General features: G+C 57.4%; 15 protein-coding genes and 1 pseudogene. 13 read left to right on the forward strand and 3 right to left on the reverse strand.

Annotated features, from left to right (window positions below):
* Positions 1-392: 392 nt before the first annotated feature.
* Complete coding sequence (locus C8K63_RS26125; RefSeq protein ID WP_108219306.1) at positions 393-2,597, reverse strand: OsmC domain/YcaO domain-containing protein; 2,205 nt, start codon at positions 2,595-2,597, stop codon at positions 393-395.
* Between the two features lie 77 nt (positions 2,598-2,674).
* Entirely contained in the window at positions 2,675-3,553 is an 879-nt protein-coding gene (locus C8K63_RS26130; RefSeq protein WP_008047600.1) for a LysR family transcriptional regulator, read from the reverse strand.
* 100 nt (positions 3,554-3,653) lie between these two features.
* On the opposite strand from C8K63_RS26130, the gene C8K63_RS26135 reads away from it, so the two are divergent.
* The 10 genes and pseudogenes from C8K63_RS26135 to C8K63_RS26180 all read left to right on the forward strand — a co-directional run.
* Complete coding sequence (locus tag C8K63_RS26135; protein ID WP_108219307.1) at positions 3,654-5,045, forward strand: aldehyde dehydrogenase family protein; 1,392 nt, start codon at positions 3,654-3,656, stop codon at positions 5,043-5,045.
* A gap of 298 nt (positions 5,046-5,343) precedes the next feature.
* Positions 5,344-6,120 (forward strand): ABC transporter substrate-binding protein, encoded by a 777-nt coding sequence (locus tag C8K63_RS26140; RefSeq protein ID WP_108219308.1) that lies wholly within the window; start codon positions 5,344-5,346, stop codon positions 6,118-6,120.
* Positions 6,121-6,212: 92 nt separating this feature from the next.
* Positions 6,213-6,902: an ABC transporter permease gene (locus C8K63_RS26145; protein ID WP_108219309.1), complete on the forward strand. Its 690-nt coding sequence runs from the start codon at positions 6,213-6,215 to the stop codon at positions 6,900-6,902.
* 14 nt (positions 6,903-6,916) lie between these two features.
* A complete protein-coding gene (locus C8K63_RS26150) occupies positions 6,917-7,615 on the forward strand; it encodes an ABC transporter permease (RefSeq protein WP_108219310.1) in 699 nt (232 codons plus the stop codon).
* A gap of 8 nt (positions 7,616-7,623) precedes the next feature.
* The gene (locus C8K63_RS26155) at positions 7,624-8,736 is read left to right on the forward strand and encodes a succinylglutamate desuccinylase/aspartoacylase family protein (protein ID WP_108219311.1); all 1,113 of its coding nucleotides are present in this window, start codon (positions 7,624-7,626) and stop codon (positions 8,734-8,736) included.
* Between the two features lie 18 nt (positions 8,737-8,754).
* A complete protein-coding gene (locus tag C8K63_RS26160) occupies positions 8,755-9,519 on the forward strand; it encodes an ABC transporter ATP-binding protein (protein WP_108219312.1) in 765 nt (254 codons plus the stop codon).
* Positions 9,520-9,646: 127 nt separating this feature from the next.
* Complete coding sequence (locus C8K63_RS26165) at positions 9,647-10,555, forward strand: MurR/RpiR family transcriptional regulator (protein WP_108219313.1); 909 nt, start codon at positions 9,647-9,649, stop codon at positions 10,553-10,555.
* Between the two features lie 318 nt (positions 10,556-10,873).
* The gene (locus C8K63_RS26170) at positions 10,874-11,998 is read left to right on the forward strand and encodes an acyltransferase (protein ID WP_108219314.1); all 1,125 of its coding nucleotides are present in this window, start codon (positions 10,874-10,876) and stop codon (positions 11,996-11,998) included.
* Positions 11,999-12,556: 558 nt separating this feature from the next.
* Positions 12,557-13,303 carry a metallophosphoesterase gene (locus C8K63_RS26175; protein ID WP_108219315.1) on the forward strand — a complete coding sequence of 249 codons (747 nt, stop codon included), beginning with the start codon at positions 12,557-12,559 and terminating at the stop codon, positions 13,301-13,303.
* 131 nt (positions 13,304-13,434) lie between these two features.
* Positions 13,435-13,659 (forward strand): annotated as a pseudogene (locus tag C8K63_RS26180) (gfo/Idh/MocA family oxidoreductase); the annotation flags it as partial.
* Positions 13,660-13,946: 287 nt separating this feature from the next.
* Here the strand turns inward: C8K63_RS26180 and C8K63_RS26190 are convergent.
* Positions 13,947-14,192, reverse strand: coding sequence for a hypothetical protein (locus C8K63_RS26190; RefSeq protein ID WP_108219316.1), 246 nt, complete (start codon positions 14,190-14,192; stop codon positions 13,947-13,949).
* A 766-nt stretch (positions 14,193-14,958) separates the two neighbouring features.
* Here C8K63_RS26190 and bcsQ point away from each other — a divergent pair.
* The 3 genes from bcsQ to bcsB are packed head-to-tail and all read left to right on the forward strand — an operon-like array spanning position 14,959 to position 20,653.
* A complete protein-coding gene (gene bcsQ, locus C8K63_RS26195; RefSeq protein WP_108219317.1) occupies positions 14,959-16,125 on the forward strand; it encodes a cellulose biosynthesis protein BcsQ in 1,167 nt (388 codons plus the stop codon).
* The gene (gene bcsA / locus C8K63_RS26200; protein ID WP_108219318.1) at positions 16,122-18,353 is read left to right on the forward strand and encodes a UDP-forming cellulose synthase catalytic subunit; all 2,232 of its coding nucleotides are present in this window, start codon (positions 16,122-16,124) and stop codon (positions 18,351-18,353) included. The genes bcsQ and bcsA overlap by 4 nt, the downstream gene beginning before the upstream one ends.
* Complete coding sequence (gene bcsB, locus C8K63_RS26205) at positions 18,350-20,653, forward strand: cellulose biosynthesis cyclic di-GMP-binding regulatory protein BcsB (protein WP_371920810.1); 2,304 nt, start codon at positions 18,350-18,352, stop codon at positions 20,651-20,653. The genes bcsA and bcsB overlap by 4 nt, the downstream gene beginning before the upstream one ends.
* Positions 20,654-20,657: the final 4 nt, after the last annotated feature.

Here is a 20,657-nt window from a genome sequence, read left to right on the forward strand (position 1 = left end):
CTTTGCAACTTCAACCACTTGCGCTTCAGATCTCTCGTCAGCGGGAGGCGAATTCTACAGCGTTACACGCTGCTGTCAACACCTCTTTTTCAACTTCCTTTTGGCTTCGATGAACTGAAGCAACCTGCTGCCGAAAACTGCGTAACTCATTGTTTACCAAGGAGTTTTCCGTTTCGACTGCGCCGGAAGTGGGGCGAATTATAGACATCTATAATCTGCCGTCAAGCACTGATTCGGGTTTTCTATCAACAACCTGCAAATCGCCCCAAAGGACGCCTATATAGAAGGATCAGAACGCCCTTCTATATAGAAGAGCTTCCTCATAGGCAGCCGCAACCCATGTCATAGTCAAAAAACAAAAAAGCACCCAAGGTGCTTTTTTGTTATCGCTGTCAGCTGTACAAAGCCGCCACCCTCGCCCGCGCCATGTGCAGCTTCTTGTAGCTGTCGATCAGACGAAGGTGCCTGTCGAGCCCTTCCAGTTTCATGCTCGTCGGCGTCAGACCATAGAAACGTACGCTGCCATCCACCGACCCTATCGCCGCGTCCATCCGCTCGTTGCCGAACATCCGGCGGAAGTTGACCTCGTAGTCGCTCAGTTCCAGGTCATCGTCCAGCTGCATTTCCAGCACGACGTTCACGGCTTGATAAAACAAGCCGCGCTCGACGGTGTTGTCGTTGTATTGCAAGAAGGCTTCCACCAGATCCTTGGCCTGATCAAACTTCTGCAAGGCGAGATAAATCAGCAGCCTCAGCTCCAGGATCGTCAGCTTGCCCCAAGGCGTGTTGTCGTCGAACTCGATGCCGATCAAGGTGGTGATGTCGGTGTAATCATCCAGCTCGCTGTTTTCCAAACCCTGGGCCAGCGTTCTCAGGCCGACCTTGCTCAGACTGTGCAGATTGAGGATGTCGGCGCGGAACTGCAGCGCTTTATTGGTGTTATCCCAGATCAAATCTTCTACCGGATAAATTTCCGAGTAATCCGGCACCAGAATGCGGCAGGCCTTGGCGCCGATGTGCTCATAGACCGCCATGTACACTTCTTTGCCCATGCCTTCGAGAATGCCGAACAAGGTCGCGGCCTCTTCGGCATTGGAGTTTTCGCCTTGACCGGAGAAATCCCACTCAACGAATTCGAAATCAGGTTTTGCACTGAAGAAGCGCCACGAGACCACACCACTGGAATCGATAAAGTGCTCGACGAAGTTGTTCGGCTCAGTCACCGCCTGACCTTCGAAGGTCGGCTGGGGCAGATCGTTCAGTCCTTCGAAACTGCGCCCTTGCAGCAGTTCCGTCAGGCTGCGCTCCAGCGCCACTTCCAGGCTTGGGTGCGCGCCGAACGAGGCAAACACGCCACCGGTACGCGGGTTCATCAAGGTCACGCACATCACCGGGAACTCCCCGCCCAGCGATGCATCCTTGACCAGCACCGGGAAGCCCTGCTCTTCCAGGGCCTGGATACCCGCCAGGATGCCCGGGTATTTCGCCAGCACTTGCTGCGGCACATCCGGCAAGGCCATTTCGCCTTCGAGGATTTCGCGCTTGACCGCGCGCTCGAAGATCTCCGACAGGCACTGCACCTGGGCTTCGGCCAGCGTGTTGCCAGCGCTCATGCCATTGCTCAGGAACAGGTTTTCGATCAGGTTAGACGGGAAGTACACCACCTCATTGTCCGACTGGCGTACAAACGGCAGTGAACAAATGCCACGCTGGGTGTTGCCGGAGTTGGTGTCGTACAGATGCGAGCCACGCAACTCGCCATCCCGGTCGTAAACCTTCAGGCAGTACTCGTCGAGGATTTCGCTCGGCAGTTCGTCCTTCGGGCCCGGCTTGAACCAGCGCTCGTCCGGGTAATGCACAAACGCCGCATTGGCGATGTCCTCGCCCCAGAATTGATCGTTGTAGAAGAAGTTGCAGTTGAGCCGCTCGATAAACTCGCCCAGCGCCGATGCCAGCGCGCCTTCCTTGGTCGCGCCCTTGCCGTTGGTAAAACACATTGGCGAATGCGCATCGCGGATGTGCAGCGACCACACGTTGGGAACGATATTGCGCCACGAAGCGATTTCGATCTTCATGCCCAGGTCGGCCAGGATGCCCGACATGTTGGCGATGGTTTGTTCCAGCGGCAGGTCCTTGCCCACAATGTAGGTGCCCGCTTCGCCAGTCGAATGCGGCATCAGCAACGCCTGGGCATCGGCGTCGAGGTTTTCGACCTCTTCAATCACGAACTCAGGCCCGGTTTGCACCACCTTCTTTACCGTACAACGGTCGATGGAGCGCAAGATCCCCTGACGGTCCTTGGCGGAAATGTCCGCCGGTAATTCGACCTGAATCTTGAAAATCTGGTTGTAGCGGTTTTCCGGATCAACAATGTTGTTCTGCGACAGGCGGATATTTTCGGTGGGGATATTGCGAGTCTCGCAGTACAACTTCACGAAGTACGCCGCGCACAACGCCGACGAAGCCAGGAAGTAATCGAACGGCCCCGGTGCCGAGCCATCGCCCTTGTAGCGAATGGGTTGATCGGCAATCACCGTGAAGTCGTCGAACTTGGCCTCAAGTCGAAGGTTGTCGAGAAAGTTGACCTTGATTTCCATGCGTGCTTACCAGAATAACGAGCTATACGATTTGGCCGCCATTATCCGGTTTTTCAGCGCAGACCGTTAACTTTCCACTATTTTTCGACCAACACCACCCCGCGCTCCTCGAGCAGGCGCACAAACATCGTCAGGCTCTGCGACACCGTCCCCCTGCGCCACACCAGCCAGGTGCGCAGATAGCGGAACGACTCCGACAGCGGCCAGACGCTGACCGTCGTGCATCCAGGCATGCTTTCGAGCATGCTGCGGGGCATCAGCGCCAGGCCGGCACCGGCGCTGACGCAGGCCAGCATGCCGTGATAGGACTCCATTTCGAAAATCTTGCCGGGCACCGCCGCGCCATTGGCGAACCAGCTTTCGAAATGATGGCGGTAGGAGCAGTTGGAGCGGAAGGCATAGATGTTTTCGCCGTTCACATCCTTGGCCCGATGAATCGGCTCATGGTTGAGCGGTGCAATCAACACCATTTCCTCCTCGAATGCCGGCACGCCCTCCAGCGCCGGATGCAACACCGGACCATCGACAAATGCCGCGGCCAGCCGCCCTGACAGCACCCCATCGATCATGGTCCCGGAGGGGCCGGTGGACAGGTCCAGTTCGACCTTGGCGTGCTTCTGGTTATAGGCGGCCAGTAGCTCTGGAATACGTACCGCCGCAGTACTTTCCAGCGAACCCAGGGCGAAGGCTCCCTGCGGCTCTTCACCTGCCACTGTGGCGCGCGCCTCCTGAACCAGGTCGAGAATACGTCGTGCGTAATCCAGAAAGCTCCAGCCTGCCGGCGACAGGCGCAGGCGACTCTTCTCGCGGATAAACAGGTCCACACCCAGGTCCAGCTCAAGCTGCTTGATTCGGGTCGTGAGATTCGATGGCACCCGGTGGATATGCTGGGCGGCCACGCTGATGCTGCCGTGCTCGGCGACAGCCTTGAAAATTTCGAGCTGAACCAGATCCAAATCATTCTCCAAACGTGAACGTTATGCTCAGTATTATTCAGTTTCCAGAAAACATATAGCCCCATAACCTGAGCACATCCCTACCCCGCAGGACGGTGCCATGACCAACGTTTCCAGCCTTACCCATGCCATTTCGATCAACCCGACCACCGGCGAGCAGATCGGCCATTACCCTTTCGAATCCGATTCGGCATTACAGGCCGCGCTGACGCGGGCCGCTACCGGGTTTCGCGCCTGGCGCCGCAGACCGGTTGAGCAGCGCGCGCAGCTGTTGATCAACCTCGGCCAGGCCTTGCGCAACAATGCGCAGGCCATGGCGAACATGATCACTCTGGAAATGGGCAAGCCGATTGCTCAGGCCCGCGGTGAAATTGAAAAATGTGCGCAGCTCTGCGAGTGGTACGCCGAACACGGCCCCGCCATGCTGAGTTCAGAACCGACCCTGGTTGAAGGCGACAAGGCACGCATTGAATATCGCCCGCTCGGCCCGATTCTCGCCGTCATGCCTTGGAACTTTCCCATCTGGCAAGTCCTGCGCGGCGCGGTCCCAACGCTACTCGCCGGCAATACCTACGTGCTCAAACACGCGCCAAACGTCATGGGTAGCGCCTACCTGCTGCTGGAAGCCTTCCAGCAAGCGGACTTTCCTGAAGGTGTTTTCGAGGTTATCAACGTCACCCCGGAGGGTGTATCCAGGGCGATCGCCGATCCACGTATCGCGGCGGTCACCCTCACCGGTAGCGTGCGTGCGGGCATGGCCATCGGTGCTCAGGCTGGAGCGGCACTGAAGAAATGTGTATTGGAACTGGGCGGCTCCGACCCGTTTATCGTGCTCGACGACGCAGACCTCGATGAGGCGGTGAAAGCCGCGGTGATCGGGCGCTATCAAAACACCGGGCAAGTCTGCGCCGCCGCCAAGCGCCTGATTGTCGAGCAAGGCATCGTCGAGGAGTTTACCCGCAAGTTCGTCGAGGCCACCCAACGACTGGTCGTCGGTGATCCACTGACCACCACCACTTATATCGGCCCGATGGCTCGCTTCGATCTGCGCGACGAACTGGATCAACAGGTGCGCGACACACTGGAAGAAGGCGCGACGCTGCTGATGGGTGGAAAGAAGGCTGAAGGCCCCGGCAACTACTATGAGCCTACGGTACTCGGCGACGTGACCGATCAGATGACATCATTCAAACAGGAGTTGTTTGGTCCTGTGGCCTCAATCATCACGGCCCGAGACGCAGCCCATGCGCTGGAGCTGGCCAATGACAGCGAGTTCGGCCTCACCGCCACTCTCTTCACGCGCAATGTCGAACTTGCCCGGCAGATGGCCGACGAACTTGAAACCGGTGGCGTGTTCATCAACGGTTATAGCGCCAGCGATCCGCGTGTCAGTTTTGGTGGCGTGAAGAAGAGTGGCTTTGGCCGTGAGCTCTCGCATTTCGGGGTGCGCGAATTCTGTAATGCACAAACGGTTTGGCTGGATCGACGCTAAGGACAGCGCAGTACTGCGAACTGGCTCAGTTTCCGACTGCGCAAAAACCTTGATACCGGAATAAAAAAACGGGCGCCTTATCGGCGCCCGTTTTTTGTTCAAAGGATTGATGACACAGGTGAGGTCAGTCCACCAGTGCCCTGCGTGTCGCCCTGCGCTGATATGTTTTTTTTCATTAAGTTGATTTGTGAATTATTTTATGTCATTTATACCCTCGCAAATCATCAGGACAGTCCACCTCACCAGACCGGACGGTAATCCCGTATCACCCCAACGCCCCATCCAAGGAGTCAACAATATGTACAAGACAGAACTTCTAGGTGCTCTGGCACTGTGCGCCGCAAGCTTGCTGGCACATGCCGACGACGACAGCCTGCGTATCGGTATCGAAGCCGCCTACCCGCCCTTCTCTTTCAAGACGCCAGAGGGCAACGTCAGTGGTTTCGACTACGACATTGGCAACGCGCTGTGCGAAGAGATGAAGGTCAAATGCGAGTGGGTCATCCAGGAATTCGACGGCATGATCCCGTCGCTGAAAGTGCGCAAGATCGATGCTGTGCTGTCGTCGATGTCGATCACTGAAGACCGTATGAAGTCGGTCGATTTCAGCAAAAAGTACTACCACACGCCGGGTAAGTTCGCGATGAAGACCGGTAGCGTGATCAACGACCCGCTGGTCGATCTCAAAGGTAAGAAACTGGGCGTGCAACGCTCTTCGACCTATGACCGTTTCGCCACCGAGCAGCTTGAGAAAGCCGGCGCCCTGGTGGTGCGCTACTCCTCGCAAAATGAAGCCTTCCTCGATTTGGCAGCGGGTCGCCTGGACGCCACGCTTGCAGACATCGTCAACACCGATGAGAGCTTTATCAAAACACCATTAGGTAAGGGTTTCGCACTGACAGGGCCGGACATCAATGACCCGAAATACTTCGGCAGAGGTGCCGGAATCGCGGTGCGTAAAGGCGACAGTGCGAACGTTGCACGTCTGAGTGCAGCGATTGACGCGATCCGCGCCAATGGCAAGTACCAGCAAGTGATGGGCAAGTACTTCGCCTTCGATATCTACGGCGAATAAGCCTTTATCCGAGACCCTGGCGCCGGCCCCTTGCGGGCGCCGCTTTTGGCTTGTCTTGCGCGCCTCCCGGCGCTCGCTTGAGGAATTTCATCATGCTTCACGGCTACGGATCGAGCATTCTCGATGGCGCCTGGCTGACCATTAATCTGGCCCTGACCTCCATGACCATGGCCATTTCCCTGGGACTGATCGGCGCAGCCTTTCGTTTGTCGCCATTCAAATGGCTGGCGGTGCTGGGCGAAGGTTACACAACCCTGATTCGCGGTATTCCTGACCTGGTGTTGATCCTGCTGATCTTCTACGGCGGCCAGGATCTGATGAACCGCATTGCCCTCGCACTCGGTTACACCCGGTACATCGACGTCAATCCCTTCATCGCCGGTGTCTGCACCATGGGCTTCATTTTCGGTGCCTATCTCTCGGAGACCTTTCGTGGCGCCTTCATGGCGATCCCTAAAGGTCAGGGCGAGGCTGGCGTGGCCTACGGCATGAGTGGCGCTCGGGTGTTCTGGCGGATTCTGGTGCCGCAGATGATTCGTTTCGCCATTCCCGGGTTCACCAACAACTGGTTGGTACTGACCAAATCCACCGCGCTGATCTCGGTGATCGGTTTGCAGGACATGATGTTCAAAGCCAAAAACGCAGCGGACGCCACCCATGAGCCGTTCACGTTTTTCCTCGCGGTTGCCGCGCTTTACCTGATGCTGACCAGCATGTCATTGCTGGTGCTGCGCTATCTGGAAAAACACTACTCGGTCGGCATCAAAGCCGCCGAACTGTGACTGGGAGCTCCCCCATGATTCTCGACTACAACCTGATCTGGGAAAACCTGCCGCTGTATTTCAACGGCGCCTTGGTGACCCTGAAAGTGTTGCTGATTTCCCTGGCCGTTGGCCTGGTGTTTGCGGTTCCGATAGCGCTGATGCGCGTTTCCCGATCACCGCTGATCAACTTCCCGGCCTGGCTCTACACCTACGTGATTCGCGGCACCCCGATGCTGGTGCAATTGTTCCTGATCTACTACGGGCTGGCGCAGTTCGAAGCGGTACGTCAAAGCGCGCTCTGGCCTTACCTGTCCAGCGCGACCTTTTGTGCCTGCCTGGCCTTCGCAATCAATACCAGCGCCTATAGCGCGGAACTCCTGGCCGGCAGCTTGAAGGCCACGGCCCACGGCGAAATCGAAGCCGCCAAGGCAGTGGGCATGTCGCGCCTGACCTTGTACCGCCGCATCCTCCTGCCGTCGGCCTTGCGCCGGGCGCTGCCGCAGTACAGCAACGAAGTGCTGATGATGCTGCAGACCACCAGCCTGGCGTCCATCGTCACGCTGGTGGATATCACCGGTGCCGCGCGAACCGTCAGTTCGCGCTTTTATCTGCCGTTCGAGGCATTCATCACTGCCGGCCTGATCTACCTGGCCCTGACCTTCATCCTGGTTCGCCTGTTCAAGCTGGCCGAGCGCCGCTGGCTGGCCTATCTGGCACCGCGCAAGCACTAAGGAGCGTTATGAAGCACATTCAATACCTTTTGCCGTGGAGTGCCTCGGGCACAGAACGAAAGTTGTCGCTGTTTCGTTTTGGCAGCGGGCCGCGCAAGGCCTACATCCAGGCTTCCCTGCATGCCGACGAACTGCCGGGGATGCGCGTTGCCGTCGAACTCAAGCGCCGTCTGCAAGAACTGGAAGATCAAGGCCTGTTGACCGGGGTGATCGAACTGGTGCCGATGGCCAATCCAATTGGTATCGCACAGATGTTCCAGGCCACCCATCAGGGGCGCTTTGAATTCTCCAGCGGGAAGAACTTCAATCGCGACTTCCCGGAACTCGCCGAGGCCGTGGTAAAGCAACTGGAAGGTCAACTGGGCGACGATGCCAATGCCAACATCGCACTGATCCGCCGCGCCATGGGCGATGCCCTCACCAACATGCCGGCACCGGCATCGGAACTCGATGGCTTGCGGCGCCTGTTGCTGCAGCATGCCTGTGATGCCGACGTGGTGCTGGACCTGCACTGCGACTTCGAGTCGATCATGCTGCTGTATGCCATGCCGCAAAACTGGCCACGCTTGCGCTCATTGGCCGCCCGCCTGGGCGCTGGCGTGGCCTTGCTGGCCGAGGCGGCGGGAGGCAACGCCTTCGATGAAGCCTGCGCAATCCCCTGGCTGCACCTGGCCGAGCGCTTTCCTGAAGCGAATATTCCGTTGGCGTGCGTGGCCACCACGATTGAATTGCGCGGCATGGCTGACACCGAGCGCGAGCAATGCGTCGACAGTGCCCAGGCCATTCTCGACTATCTCGCCGAGCAAGGCCTGATCAGCGGTGACTGGCCTGCAGCGCCTCCGAGCCGTTGTGAAGCGACACCGTTCGCCGGTGCGCAGTATGCCTATGCGCCGCACCCGGGGGTGGTGAGTTATCTGCAACCGTTGGGCGCCCACGTCAAGGTCGGCGATCCGCTCTTCGAAGTGCTTGAACCGCTGACCGATCAGCACAGCGTGGTGCACGCCAGCACCGACGGCATCCTGTATGCCCGTGAACGCCTGCGCTTTGCCCAGCCCGGTTTGTGGTTGGCCAAAGTGGCCGGTAACGCCCCTATTCGCCAAGGCCGTTTGCTCAGCGACTGATTCCAGAGAGTTGAAACCATGTACAAACTTGAAATTCAGGATCTTCACAAAAGCTACGGCACCCACGAAGTGCTCAAGGGCGTGTCCCTGGAAGCGAAAGCCGGTGACGTCATCAGCATTATCGGCTCCAGCGGCTCCGGCAAAAGCACCTTCCTGCGTTGCATCAACCTGCTGGAGCAACCCAACGCCGGCAACATCGTGCTCAATGGCGAACAGCTCAAGCTTACGACCAATAAACTCGGCGGGCTCAAGGCTGCCGAACCCAGGCAGTTGCAGCGCATGCGTTCGCGCCTGTCGATGGTGTTTCAGCACTTCAATCTCTGGTCGCACATGAGTGCCCTTGAAAACGTCATGGAAGCTCCGGTGCATGTGCTTGGAATGAACAAGCGAGAAGCCCGGGAAAAAGCCGAACACTACCTGAACAAAGTCGGCGTGGCACACCGCATGGACGCCTGGCCGGCGCATATGTCCGGTGGCGAGCAGCAGCGCGTAGCAATTGCCCGTGCACTGGCCATGGAACCTGAAGTGATGCTGTTCGACGAACCGACCTCGGCTCTCGACCCCGAGCTGGTCGGCGAAGTACTTAAAGTCATGCAGGATCTCGCACTCGAAGGACGCACCATGGTGGTCGTGACCCACGAAATGGGCTTTGCCCGCGAGGTTTCCAATCAACTGGTGTTCCTGCACAAGGGGCGAGTCGAAGAGCGCGGCAATCCGCGTGAAGTGCTGGTCAATCCACAGTCCGAGCGTCTGCGGCAATTTCTGTCCGGGAGTTTGAAGTAAGACCGCCGCCCACCCATCCACTGCTCGGCGCTGCCCTGACAGGGTTGGCTTCGGATACACTCCAGCCAACCTTGTCAGGGCATCAGGCACAGCCCTTCTCTCACCTTCAGGAAATGTTGAGCTGGATATGCCAACCCCATCGAAAGACACCACTGTCTATGCCGCACCGGTCATGCGCAAACTGACGGAAATCGTTTCCGAACTGCCGCCGTCACTGCGCAAGGTGGCGGACTTTATCCTGCGTCACCCGCTCAAAGCCGCGACGCTGACCATCGAGGAGATGGCACACGAGACATTGACCTCTCCCGCCGCCGTCAACCGCCTGGCCAAAGCGCTGAACCTGGGTGGCTACACCGGCATGAAGGCCGAGCTGGTGGCGACTTTGCAGCAGATGGTGTCGCCGGTCGACAAGCTTCGTAATGAACTGGCGCATCGACCGGGTGGCGCATTTGGCCTGCATGAGCAAATCCAGAGCGCCACCAGCAACCTCGCCACGGCGGCGACCAACAACCATGAAGATGCCTTTGAAGCGTTCGTCACCCGCCTGACCGAGGCGCGTAAAATCTACATTCTCGGCTTTGGCAACAGCGTCTACTTCGCCGGTCTTGCCGCCTCGACCCTGATGCCCTTCTGTGCGGACGCCACCGCCATCAGCATGGAAGGCGGCAACGAAAACGCCGCTTACCGCCTGGCCGCAATCACCGATCAGGATGTATTGCTGGCGATCTCCTTGCCGCGCTATTCCCTCGACACCCTGCAACTCGCGCGTTTTGCCAATGAGCGCGGCGCCTCGGTGCTGGCAATCACCGACTCACCCGCCTCGCCTCTCACCAGCATTGCCGAACACGTGCTATTTGCCCCCGCCGACCATCCGGTCATGACCAGCTCCAACATCGCCGTGCTCGCCTTGATCGAAGGATTGGTGGCGGGTGTGATGGCCCGCAATAAAGAAGCCGTCAAGCTGGCGACAGAGTTGACCGAAAGCGTGATGTCTTACCTGCATATTCCTTCCAGCAGTAAATCGCCGAAAAAGTGATACTTCTTGGGGGGCGTCGCCCCCGCAGCACTGCGTACGCCTTGATGTCATGGTACCCGCACGACTACGCGCCTGGCGCCAACATGCTGAAATCGGGAAAAGGCGGGGTTAGAGCGAGCGTAAAAAGCCGGATCAGGCGCCGGCCACGGGGGGAGATTTGCAGCAATTGCTGCGGTGTGATGCTCATGTCTTGCATCGCTTCGAATGTAGATCGTCGTAAAGAAAAACGACTGGCCACCGACTTATCGACAGCGCATGGCTTAGCTTATAGAATCGCGCGCCGAAAAAAATAAAACTTTCTTGATTCGCAGGTAGCGCATGACACCCTCCGTTAGCGAAACAAAGAATCTGGACATCGAAGTATTGCGTGCCTATGCCATCGCTATTACTTTCGTTGCTCATCTCGGTCTTTTAAATCCGGATTGGTTTAAATGGACTACCTATTTCTGGCTGGGTGGAGGGGTAGATTTATTCTTCTGCATTTCCGGATTCCTTATAACGACATCATTGATAAAAGCTTTGAACCCGCAAGATCAGTTCCTGCGTTTTGCCGGATCTTTTTGGACAAGGCGGTTGTTTCGATTGTGGCCCGCAGCGATTTTCTGGTCGACCATAACGTTGGCAATTTCATTTACCTTTGACGTCTCCAGGACATTTGGCTCACAAGAGAACATGGTAAATTCCTGGACATTCGGCATGTTGAATATCCAGAATATATACATCTGGTACACTGAAAACTCAAACAGTGCAACTCCACTATGGCACTACTGGAGCTTGTCACTAGAAGAACAGTTCTATGTAATTCTCCCCATCATTCTGTTCTTCGTCCCTAATCGAAAATTATTGATCATCCCTTTTCTTGCCGTAGCAATTTACCATTCCACACAGATACGTCCGTGGGGTACATTGCTTTGGTTTATTCGAAGCGACGCATTGCTTTACGGCACCCTAATCGCGTTGGCCTGGCATTACTACCCACAGCGGATATCAAAAATTTTCTCTACCAACAATAAAAAAACATTACAACTTGCATTATTGATCTGCATTCCCCTACCCATCATCACAGCAAAAATCGGCTGGTCCCCCTACTACATGGGACTTGTCGCAATCACTTCAAGCCTGGTTGTGCTCCTGTGTTCGGAAAATCTAAACCTTACGGGCTCACATGGCCGCCTCCGAAAGATCGCCATTTACATCGGATCGCGCTCCTACTCCATTTATCTTGTTCACAACCCTATATTTGCAATTGTAAGAGAAATATGCCTTCAGTCAGGGTATACGGATCTCACACTTGAAACCGATAAAATATTTGCCGTCCTCATCGCGCTAGTACTAACTGGAGTGATAGCAGAGTTTTCCTACCAAGTTGTGGAAACTCCACTTAGAAATTACGGGTCGCTGCTTTCGAAAGCAAAATTCAAGCGGGTGATGTTGGCCAACTAATGCTATTGGAGTAGCCGTCCTGTTCAGCGAGGCTGATTCAACGCGACGCGGTATTTTTTCAAAGATCTCGAGTCGCTGACTGCCAAGGATGCCAGCCGAACACTCAAAAATAAAAAGGGGGCGGGACGGAGTGATCCCCCTGGCTCCCCATCTTCTTTTTCATACGTCTTGAAAGCTTCGAGAGTTTCTCTCTGGACTTTTCCAGGCAGGAAAGCGGCGACGTGACAGTGCTACGGCCTGAACTGGTGATGGTCAGCCACTTGTTTGTACGCCAGTCGGCAGAGTTGGCGGCAGCAGTGACTCACCGAATGCTGAAGACCTTGCTCGACAATCACTGGCATCCTTCAGGGGTCTTCGACCGTAAGCGCTCCATGAATCCCACATTTTAAAGGTAGGATTTATGGCTATCTTGGAGTTTGCGGTGTGTAGTTGGGCGGAAACTGGCGGGGTGAACGATCAACGTTAGCCGAACGGCATCTCCCGCCCCTCCCACTTATTTTTATTTGTTTCATAATTGACCTGCCAGCCTGCCGGTGAACGGCAAGCGGAGGACTTTGCATGCTCCAAACGACCGAGGTATCGCGCGTGAAGCGCTTCGCCGCAAACACGGCGGGTCGGGATTTCGCTGTCGGCGATATTCACGGACACTTCACCCGACTGCAATCTGCGCTAGACAAGGCCGGCTTCGAACCGTCGGAAGACCGACTGTTCAGCGTCGGAGACCTGATTGACCGAGGCCCTGAATCTCTGGACGTCGATGAATGGCTTTTATGCAAGCCCTGGTTTCATGCTGTGCGCGGCAATCATGAGCAGATGACCGTCGATTCGTACGCCGCTGGCTGCACCGGCGCTCAAAGCTACATGCACTTGATCAATGGTGGAGCCTGGTTCTACGGCCTCTCCAGCATTGAGCAGGACTGCTACGCGAACATTCTCCAGGCCTTGCCGCTGGTGATCGAGGTCGAGACGGCACAAGGCCTGATCGGCATCGTGCACGCCGATGTACCTCGGGGCAGCTGGGGAGAAATGATCTGTGCACTATCCGGATCGGAATTCGAAGCGGATCACGTAGCCGCAATGCTCCTGTGGTCGCGCAAGCGGATCACTGAAGAAGACCCATCAGGCGTGGAGGGTATTCGGGCAGTGATCGTGGGCCACACGCGTCTGAGTCAGCCTGCCGTACTCGGGAACGTGTATCACATCGACACTGGCGGCTGGATGGATGGTCACTTCACGCTGCTGGATCTCGCCACCCTGCAATGCATCCCACCCATCAACCCAAAGCTCAGACACGACCGGGGTTAACCACCTTCTGCCGTCACGAACGGCATGGAACATCACAGTCGATGACCTGATCGGTGGTGAGATCATCATCTTTCAAGGCGAATTCAGCGAAGACTTCATGGCCGATCCAGCGTCCCCCTGGTTGTGCCGCTGCGAGGCCGAACCTGCCTGGATACGCAGCGTTCAGTCCAGCGCCGGGGCATCAGCTGGGCTACAACGAGTTGAAGACGCTGGAAGTGCATGAGCTGATCATGGCCTTGGCCGGCCATGGACAAGCCGGCACCGATTTCGAGCAAGCCCTGGAAGTTGAGCGACTGGCGACGGCGATTCGATTGGCGGCACGGGAACAGCGCTGGGTCAACATCAGCGAGGTTTGATCGCGGATAACGCCGCCAATCGGCGGCAATGACGCTATTGCCCTCGGACATACTGTCGATGAGGTTGCCGGCGCGTTCAAACCGGGCCTCAAGCAGGTGATGAAAGAACAGGCATCAACAACCAGCAGGACATTCACCAACGGCTGCTGATCTACCTGATCAATTCAGACTTCGATACAGCGGCGTGGATGCTTAAGAATCTCATGGCACCTTACGAGACCAGCGAAAAGGTCTCGCGAGCATTTAAGGATAAGCGCTTGGCGCAGTTAAAGCGCGATCCCGGAAAGCTACCGAGCGATACTCGGTGATTGTTTTGTCCAGAGGAGGTTTATGGCATCTGTTTCAAGCCTCAGGCTGTTACCGACCCTGAGCCAGAACAGTACGTCGTTAGGTGTCAATACGCTGAAAAAGATCCAGTGCCCCGAGCCGTCAGCCTTTTCCTCTACTTCTGCAACGTACAACGCGACCTCGCTTTCGCTAAGTTCCAAGGCATCGGAGATTTCTCGCTGTGTCGGCTTTCTTACGCTGCTCATAGTGAAATCCATTTCTTGAACAAAGTGCTGAAAGCATAGCTGAACACCGGAACCTGGAATCTCCACCTGTCGCATCCGGCGCGTGCAGGGTTCACCCCGCCAGTCACCTCAGGGGAGAGTGTGTGTAACGCAACTGGCGAGGCGAACGATTGAACGTTAGCTGAACGTCTCAGCTTGTCGCCTGCACCTTGTCTGAATGGGTGCCCACCCTGACCAGTTGCTGGCCATTCAGTAATCCGTCTGAAACACACCAGGCCGGGCGAGCGATCATGACTTTACCCAGCGCAGCGCCAAGTGTCTCGAACACAACCCTGAACAAAATTAACATTGAGCCAGCCGGTGAACGGTGGGCCAGGAATCGCCATGTCCGATTTTCAAATGGGTCGCTTGATAAGGCGTTTTGAAACCGCCACTATTCCTTAAAATATATCAGTCAACTTCTTTAAATATATAAACCGGCATCAAACCATCGAAGACGATCAACACTCTCACCCTACCGCGTCAATATACCCATTATCACATTACACCTCATTGAACAGTAATTATTGGGTGCACTCCAAGACGCACACTTCCCACGAATAACGCAACGCCTTAATAACACCCAACCCAACACCAACAAGCATCACTGACTTCTTATAACATTCGTTGACACCGGGACGCAGGCACCCTAGATTAGTGGCACTCTGCCAACATCCAGACTACGCATCAACTTTGTCAAGTTAATGGAATGCTGAGTTCCTGAGCTATTTCATTCCTGGTACAACGCATGAAATATGTAGACGACATTACGAAACTTTTTACACGTTTTGGCGCCAATGCGGAAAGCTACCAGGAAATACAACCGAACTATAAAGACTTCAAAGACGACCCGGTTACACCTGCACTGGCTGAGCCAGAGCCGTCAGTGGCATTGCCTCCCCCAACACCAACGCCCCCCGTGTTTCTACTGGACGAGCCACAGCCTGCTTTATTGATTGGCGCGCCGGTCGAGCCCGTGAAGAATGCTGCCCTCTCGCTACCTTCGCCAAAATCCTCTTCCCTGACCGAGCCACCTGCGAGTTCTACTACGGGTGACCGTCAGCGATTGAGCGACCTGTTGCGTGAACTCAAACAGGTTCGTCGAGACGGTCTGCCAGAAACGACTGGCAAGCGAACCAGGGCGAAGGTCATCGCTATCGTTTCGGCGAATGGTGGGGTGGGTAAAAGCACCGTCGCCGCTGGCCTCGCAAAAACACTTCGGCGCCCTGGCGGACGAACCATCGCAATTGATCTGGACCCTCAGAACGCGCTGTCCAGCCACTTGGGTATCACCAGGCAGGTTCCCGGGCTGCTCCAGCTCAAAGAGCAGGACGCAGACTGGGGCGCCCATCGCCTGCCGGGCTTTGGCGACAGCGAGTGCCTGCCCTTCGGCACTGGCGAGGTGAACGATCGCCGATTGCTCAAGCAATTGATGCTTGAAGACTCTGACTGGTTGAATCAGCACCTTGCGTCAATGGACCTCAGCGAAAACGATACCGTGATCCTGGACACGCCTTCAGGTGCGACCGTCTATTCGCAACAGGCACTCGATGCAGCCGATCTGGTGCTGGTGATGACAGTGGCCGACGCGGCCTCCTACCTGGCACTGGACACCATGACCCAGTGGCTGGAAACCAGCCGACGACGCGCACAGCAACAACGGTATGTGCTCAATCAACGGGATGACTCGCGTTCGTTCTGCAGGGACATGGGCGTGCTGTTTCGGCGGCGGCTCGGTGCCAACCTGATCGGGACGGTTCGCCTCGACCACCAGTTCAACGAGTCGCTGGCCTATGGTCGGGACCTGTTGCAGTACGCACCTGAGAGCATTGGCTGTCAGGACATTCTTTCGTTGTCAGGCGCGGTCCATGCCCTGCTTTGGGCGGATGCTTCAAGTCAGCAGGACACGCCATGACCGCCCGGCTCAATCAGCTGCCTGCAAAGACATGGTGGTTGCAGCAGCTACTGGATTCTTTCCAGGCTCGCGTCAGTCGCTGGCCCCTGCGTTGGCGCCAAGGCCTGAAGATCTCGGCCGGGCTGATCGCTGCATTGTTGGTGCTGGGTATCCTCACTGCGCCGCTGAACCTGTATTCCCAGGCCGCGTTTGCCGCCGTCTGTTTTGCCGCCAGCCTGATCATTCGCAAGCAAGCCGGGCGTCTGGCGATCCTGACCCTGATCACCCTCTCGCTGATCGCTTCGCTGCGCTACATGTACTGGCGCCTGACCGACACCCTGGGCTTCGACAACTGGCAGGATGCCGTATTTGGCTACGGGCTGGTGCTGGCCGAACTGTATGCCTTGCTCGTCCTCATCTTCGGCTATGTACAGACCGCCTGGCCGCTGCACCGCACACCGCAGTTTCTGCAACAACCGCCCGCGCAATGGCCGACGGTAGATGTCTTCATCCCCACCTACAACGAAGCGTTGGGCATCGTCAAACTGGTAGTGCTTGCGGCTCAGGCCATCGACTGGCCCGAGGGCAAACTGCGGGTGCACATGCTCGATGACGGACGCCGGGAGGAATTCAAGGTTTTCTGTGAGCAGATTGGTGTCAACTACATCACCCGCGACAACAATCAACATGCCAAGGCCGGCAACCTCAACGAGGCACTCAAGGTCACCGATGGCGAATTCATCGCCATATTCGACGCCGACCACGTGCCCACCCGCTCCTTCCTGCAGATCACCATGGGCTGGTTCTTAAAGGACCCGAACCTGGCGTTGCTGCAAACGCCGCACTTTTTCTATTCACCGGATCCGTTCGAAAAGAACCTCGATACCTTTCGCTCGGTACCCAACGAAGGTGAACTGTTCTACGGCCTGGTGCAGGACGGCAACGACCTGTGGAACGCGGCATTCTTCTGTGGCTCCTGCGCGGTCATCCGGCGCACTCACTTGCTGGAAGTCGGCGGCATCGCCACCGAAACCGTGACGGAGGATGCGCACACGGCGCTCAAGCTCAATCGCCGTGGTTTCAACACCGCCTACCTCGCCATTCCACAAGCGGCGGGCCTGGCCACCGAAAGCCTTTCCCGACACATCAGCCAGCGCATACGCTGGGCACGGGGCATGGCGCAGATTTTTCGCACCGACAATCCGCTGTTTGGCAAAGGTCTGAACCTGGGGCAGCGCATCTGCTATCTCAACGCCATGATGCACTTTTTCTACAGCCTGCCTCGCCTGGTGTTCTTGACCGCACCCCTGGCCTACCTGATGTTCGACGCGCAGATTTTCCATGCCTCGGCACTGATGGTCACGGTCTATGTGCTGCCGCATATTTTCCATTCCAGCCTGACCAACTCCGCCATCCAGGGGCGCTTCCGCCACTCCTTCTGGAACGAAGTGTATGAGTCGGTGTTGGCCTGGTACATCATGCGACCGGTACTGTTGGCCCTGATCAGCCCTTCGCTGGGCAAGTTCAACGTGACCGACAAGGGCGGCACCATCGAAAAGGACTATTTCGACTGGAAGCTCGCGCGGCCTTACATCGTCCTGCTGACCTTGAACATGATCGGTCTGGTGATTGGCGTGGTGAAACTGATCGGGAGTGATTCGGCCCAGGTCACGACCCTGCTGATCAACCTGGCCTGGACGGTGTACAACATCATCATCGTCAGCACCGCCGTGGCGGTGGCCACCGAGTCCTCTCAGGTGCGTACCGAACCCAGGGTGCCCGCAGATCTGCCTGTGCGCGTCTATCGCGAAGACGGCACCTCGTTCGATTGCAAAACCCAGGACTTCTCACAAAACGGCGTGGGCCTGGCACTGCCACCGCAGGTTCAGCTCAGCGTCGATGAGAAAGTGCGGCTGTGCATTCTGCGCACACCGCCCTCAAGCCTCTTTCCCGCAACAACGATCTTCAGCAACGACAACGTGACGGGCGTGCAATTCGAGGCTTTGACCCTGCGCCAGCAAAGTGAACTGGTGCGACTGACCTTTTCACGGGCCGACACCTGGGCCAACACCTGGGGTAACGGCCGCCTCGACGCGCCCATGTCGGCGTTGCGCGAGGTCAGCAGCATTGGCTTGCGCGCCATCCTGCGCTTGTTCGTTGCAACCCTTAAGGACAGCCACGCGCTACTGCGCAAACGCCCGGTCGCTCCATCACCTATCGACTCCACCGCGGACACGCAACGATCTTGAAGCCTTCCACTCGCCGGACCTTTCTTCCTCGTCGCTCACTCATGCTGATCGCCTGCTCGCTAGCGGGCTGGAGCGGCTTTGCCTTGAGTGCTGCCGCCCCAATCAGCGCCACGGACACGGCGCTGATGCCAGTCGCATCGCTGCCGGGGACCGATGCCCCGGGCAACAGCTATACCCGCACCCTCAAGGAGCTGGGCAAAAGCTATTCGATGACCCTTAAAGGCGTGGAGGCTACCGACAGTGTGAATTTCGATGTGCGCGCCGATGAAGTCGTCACGGCTGCGCAAGTCACGCTGCAGTACAGCTACTCACCGGCGCTGCTGGCCGATCTTTCGCAAATCAACGTGCTGATCAACGATCAAGTGGCCGCCAGCCTGCCCCTCCCGAAGGAAGAGGCCGGTAAAGTGCAGACCCGGACCGTGCAGATTCCACCGCAGACCATCACCGAATTCAACCGGCTCAGCCTGCAGTTCATCGGTCACTACACGATGCAATGTGAAGACCCTTTGCACTCCAGCCTGTGGGCCAGGATCGGCAACGAGAGCCAGCTGAGCCTCCAGGTGTCCTCGATTAAACAGCCCAACGACCTGTCCGCTCTGCCGCAGCCTCTGTTCGATCGTCGAGACGCCTCGCCCCTGAAGCTACCCTTCGTGTTCGCCGCGCGCCCAAGCAATCCTGCGCTTGAGGCCGCCGGCATCCTGTCTTCCTGGTTCGGCGCACTGGCCAGCTACCGCGGCGCAACCTTCCCAGCCAGCCTCAGCAGCCTGCCGGCCAAAGGCAACGCGGTGGTGTTTATCAGCGCCAGCGAGTCAACGACCTTGAGTGGTTTGCCGATCAAAGAGGCCACCGGGCCGACATTGACCCTCGTGAGCAATCCCAATGATGCTCAGGGCAAACTGTTGATCGTCTCCGGGCGCGACGGCGCCGATCTCAAAGTCGCCGCGACCGCGTTGGCCCTCGGTGGCTCGGCCTTTTCCGGGCAGAGCGTGGTGATCGACCGGATCGACTCGCTCAAGCCACGCCAACCGTACGACGCGCCCAACTGGCTACCCTCCGATCGCCCGGTTCGTCTGGGTGAACTGGCCAAACCCGCAGAACTCAATGTGTCGGGTTATAACCCGGGACAAATGACCGTTGCCCTGCGCTTGCCACCCGACCTGTTCAACTGGCGTGAGCCCGGTGCACAACTTGACCTGAAGTACCGCTATACGCCGCAACCGGTCTCCACCAACTCTTCGTTGCTGATCAGTTTCAACGACACTTTCATCAAGTCGATCGACCTGCCTTCGATCGAGAAACTCGGCAACAGCGACAGCCTGCTGTCGATGCTCAAAACCGACGACAGCCTGGCCCGCACGTCGCGCATGCTGTTGCCGCTCAATTCAGTCGCGCTGCAATCGCGCCTGCAATTTCGTTTCATGTATGACTACATCAAACAGGGCGAATGCCGCGACATCATCATCGACAACATGCGCGGTGTGATCGACCCGGACTCGACCCTGGACCTCAGCCAATACGAACATTTCATGGCGATGCCCAACCTCGGGGTGTTCAAGGACAGTGGCTTCCCGTTCACCCGCATGGCCGACCTGTCTGAAACATCGGTGATCCTGCCCAACGAGCCAGGCCCGGCCGATCTGAGCGCCTATCTGACCCTGTTGGGCCGCTTCGGCGACTCCACCGGTTATCCGGCCACCGGCGTGAAGGTGGTCCACGCCGACCAGGTGGCCGAGCAAAGCGACCGGGATTTGCTGGTGCTCGCCTCGGGCAACAATCAGCCGCTGCTGGATCAATGGCAGCACCTTTTGCCGGCCAGGGGCGAAGACGCTGCGCAGTACTTTGAACTGTCTGACCTGCCCTTGCGTCTGCGCAACTGGATCAGCCCGGATACGCAAACCAATCGGCGTGAAGCGCGCAGCAGCTTCAGGTTCAGCGCCGAGGGCGGCAGTGCTTATCTGACCGGATTCGAATCGCCGCTCAAGAGTGGGCGCAGCGTGGTGTTTATCGCCGGCACAAGGCCCGACGGCCTGGCCGACGTGACCAGTGCCTTGCTCAGCAGCGAGGAAAATGCCCGGCAATTGCAAGGCAGTCTGGTCGTGGTCAAGGGCAAGCAGGTCGAATCGCTGGTCGCCGAGCAGGATTACTACGTCGGGCGCCTGGGTCCGTTGCGCTATCTGCAGTGGTACCTCTCGCAGAACGTCATGGCGCTCATGCTGTTCACGCTTCTCGGGGTCCTGCTGCTTGCGTCCATGGCCTACCTGGCCCTGCGCTTACGGGCCAAACGTCGTCTTGGCCAATGAGCCG

The organism is Pseudomonas sp. GV085 (assembly GCF_003050925.1).
Classification (GTDB): domain Bacteria; phylum Pseudomonadota; class Gammaproteobacteria; order Pseudomonadales; family Pseudomonadaceae; genus Aquipseudomonas.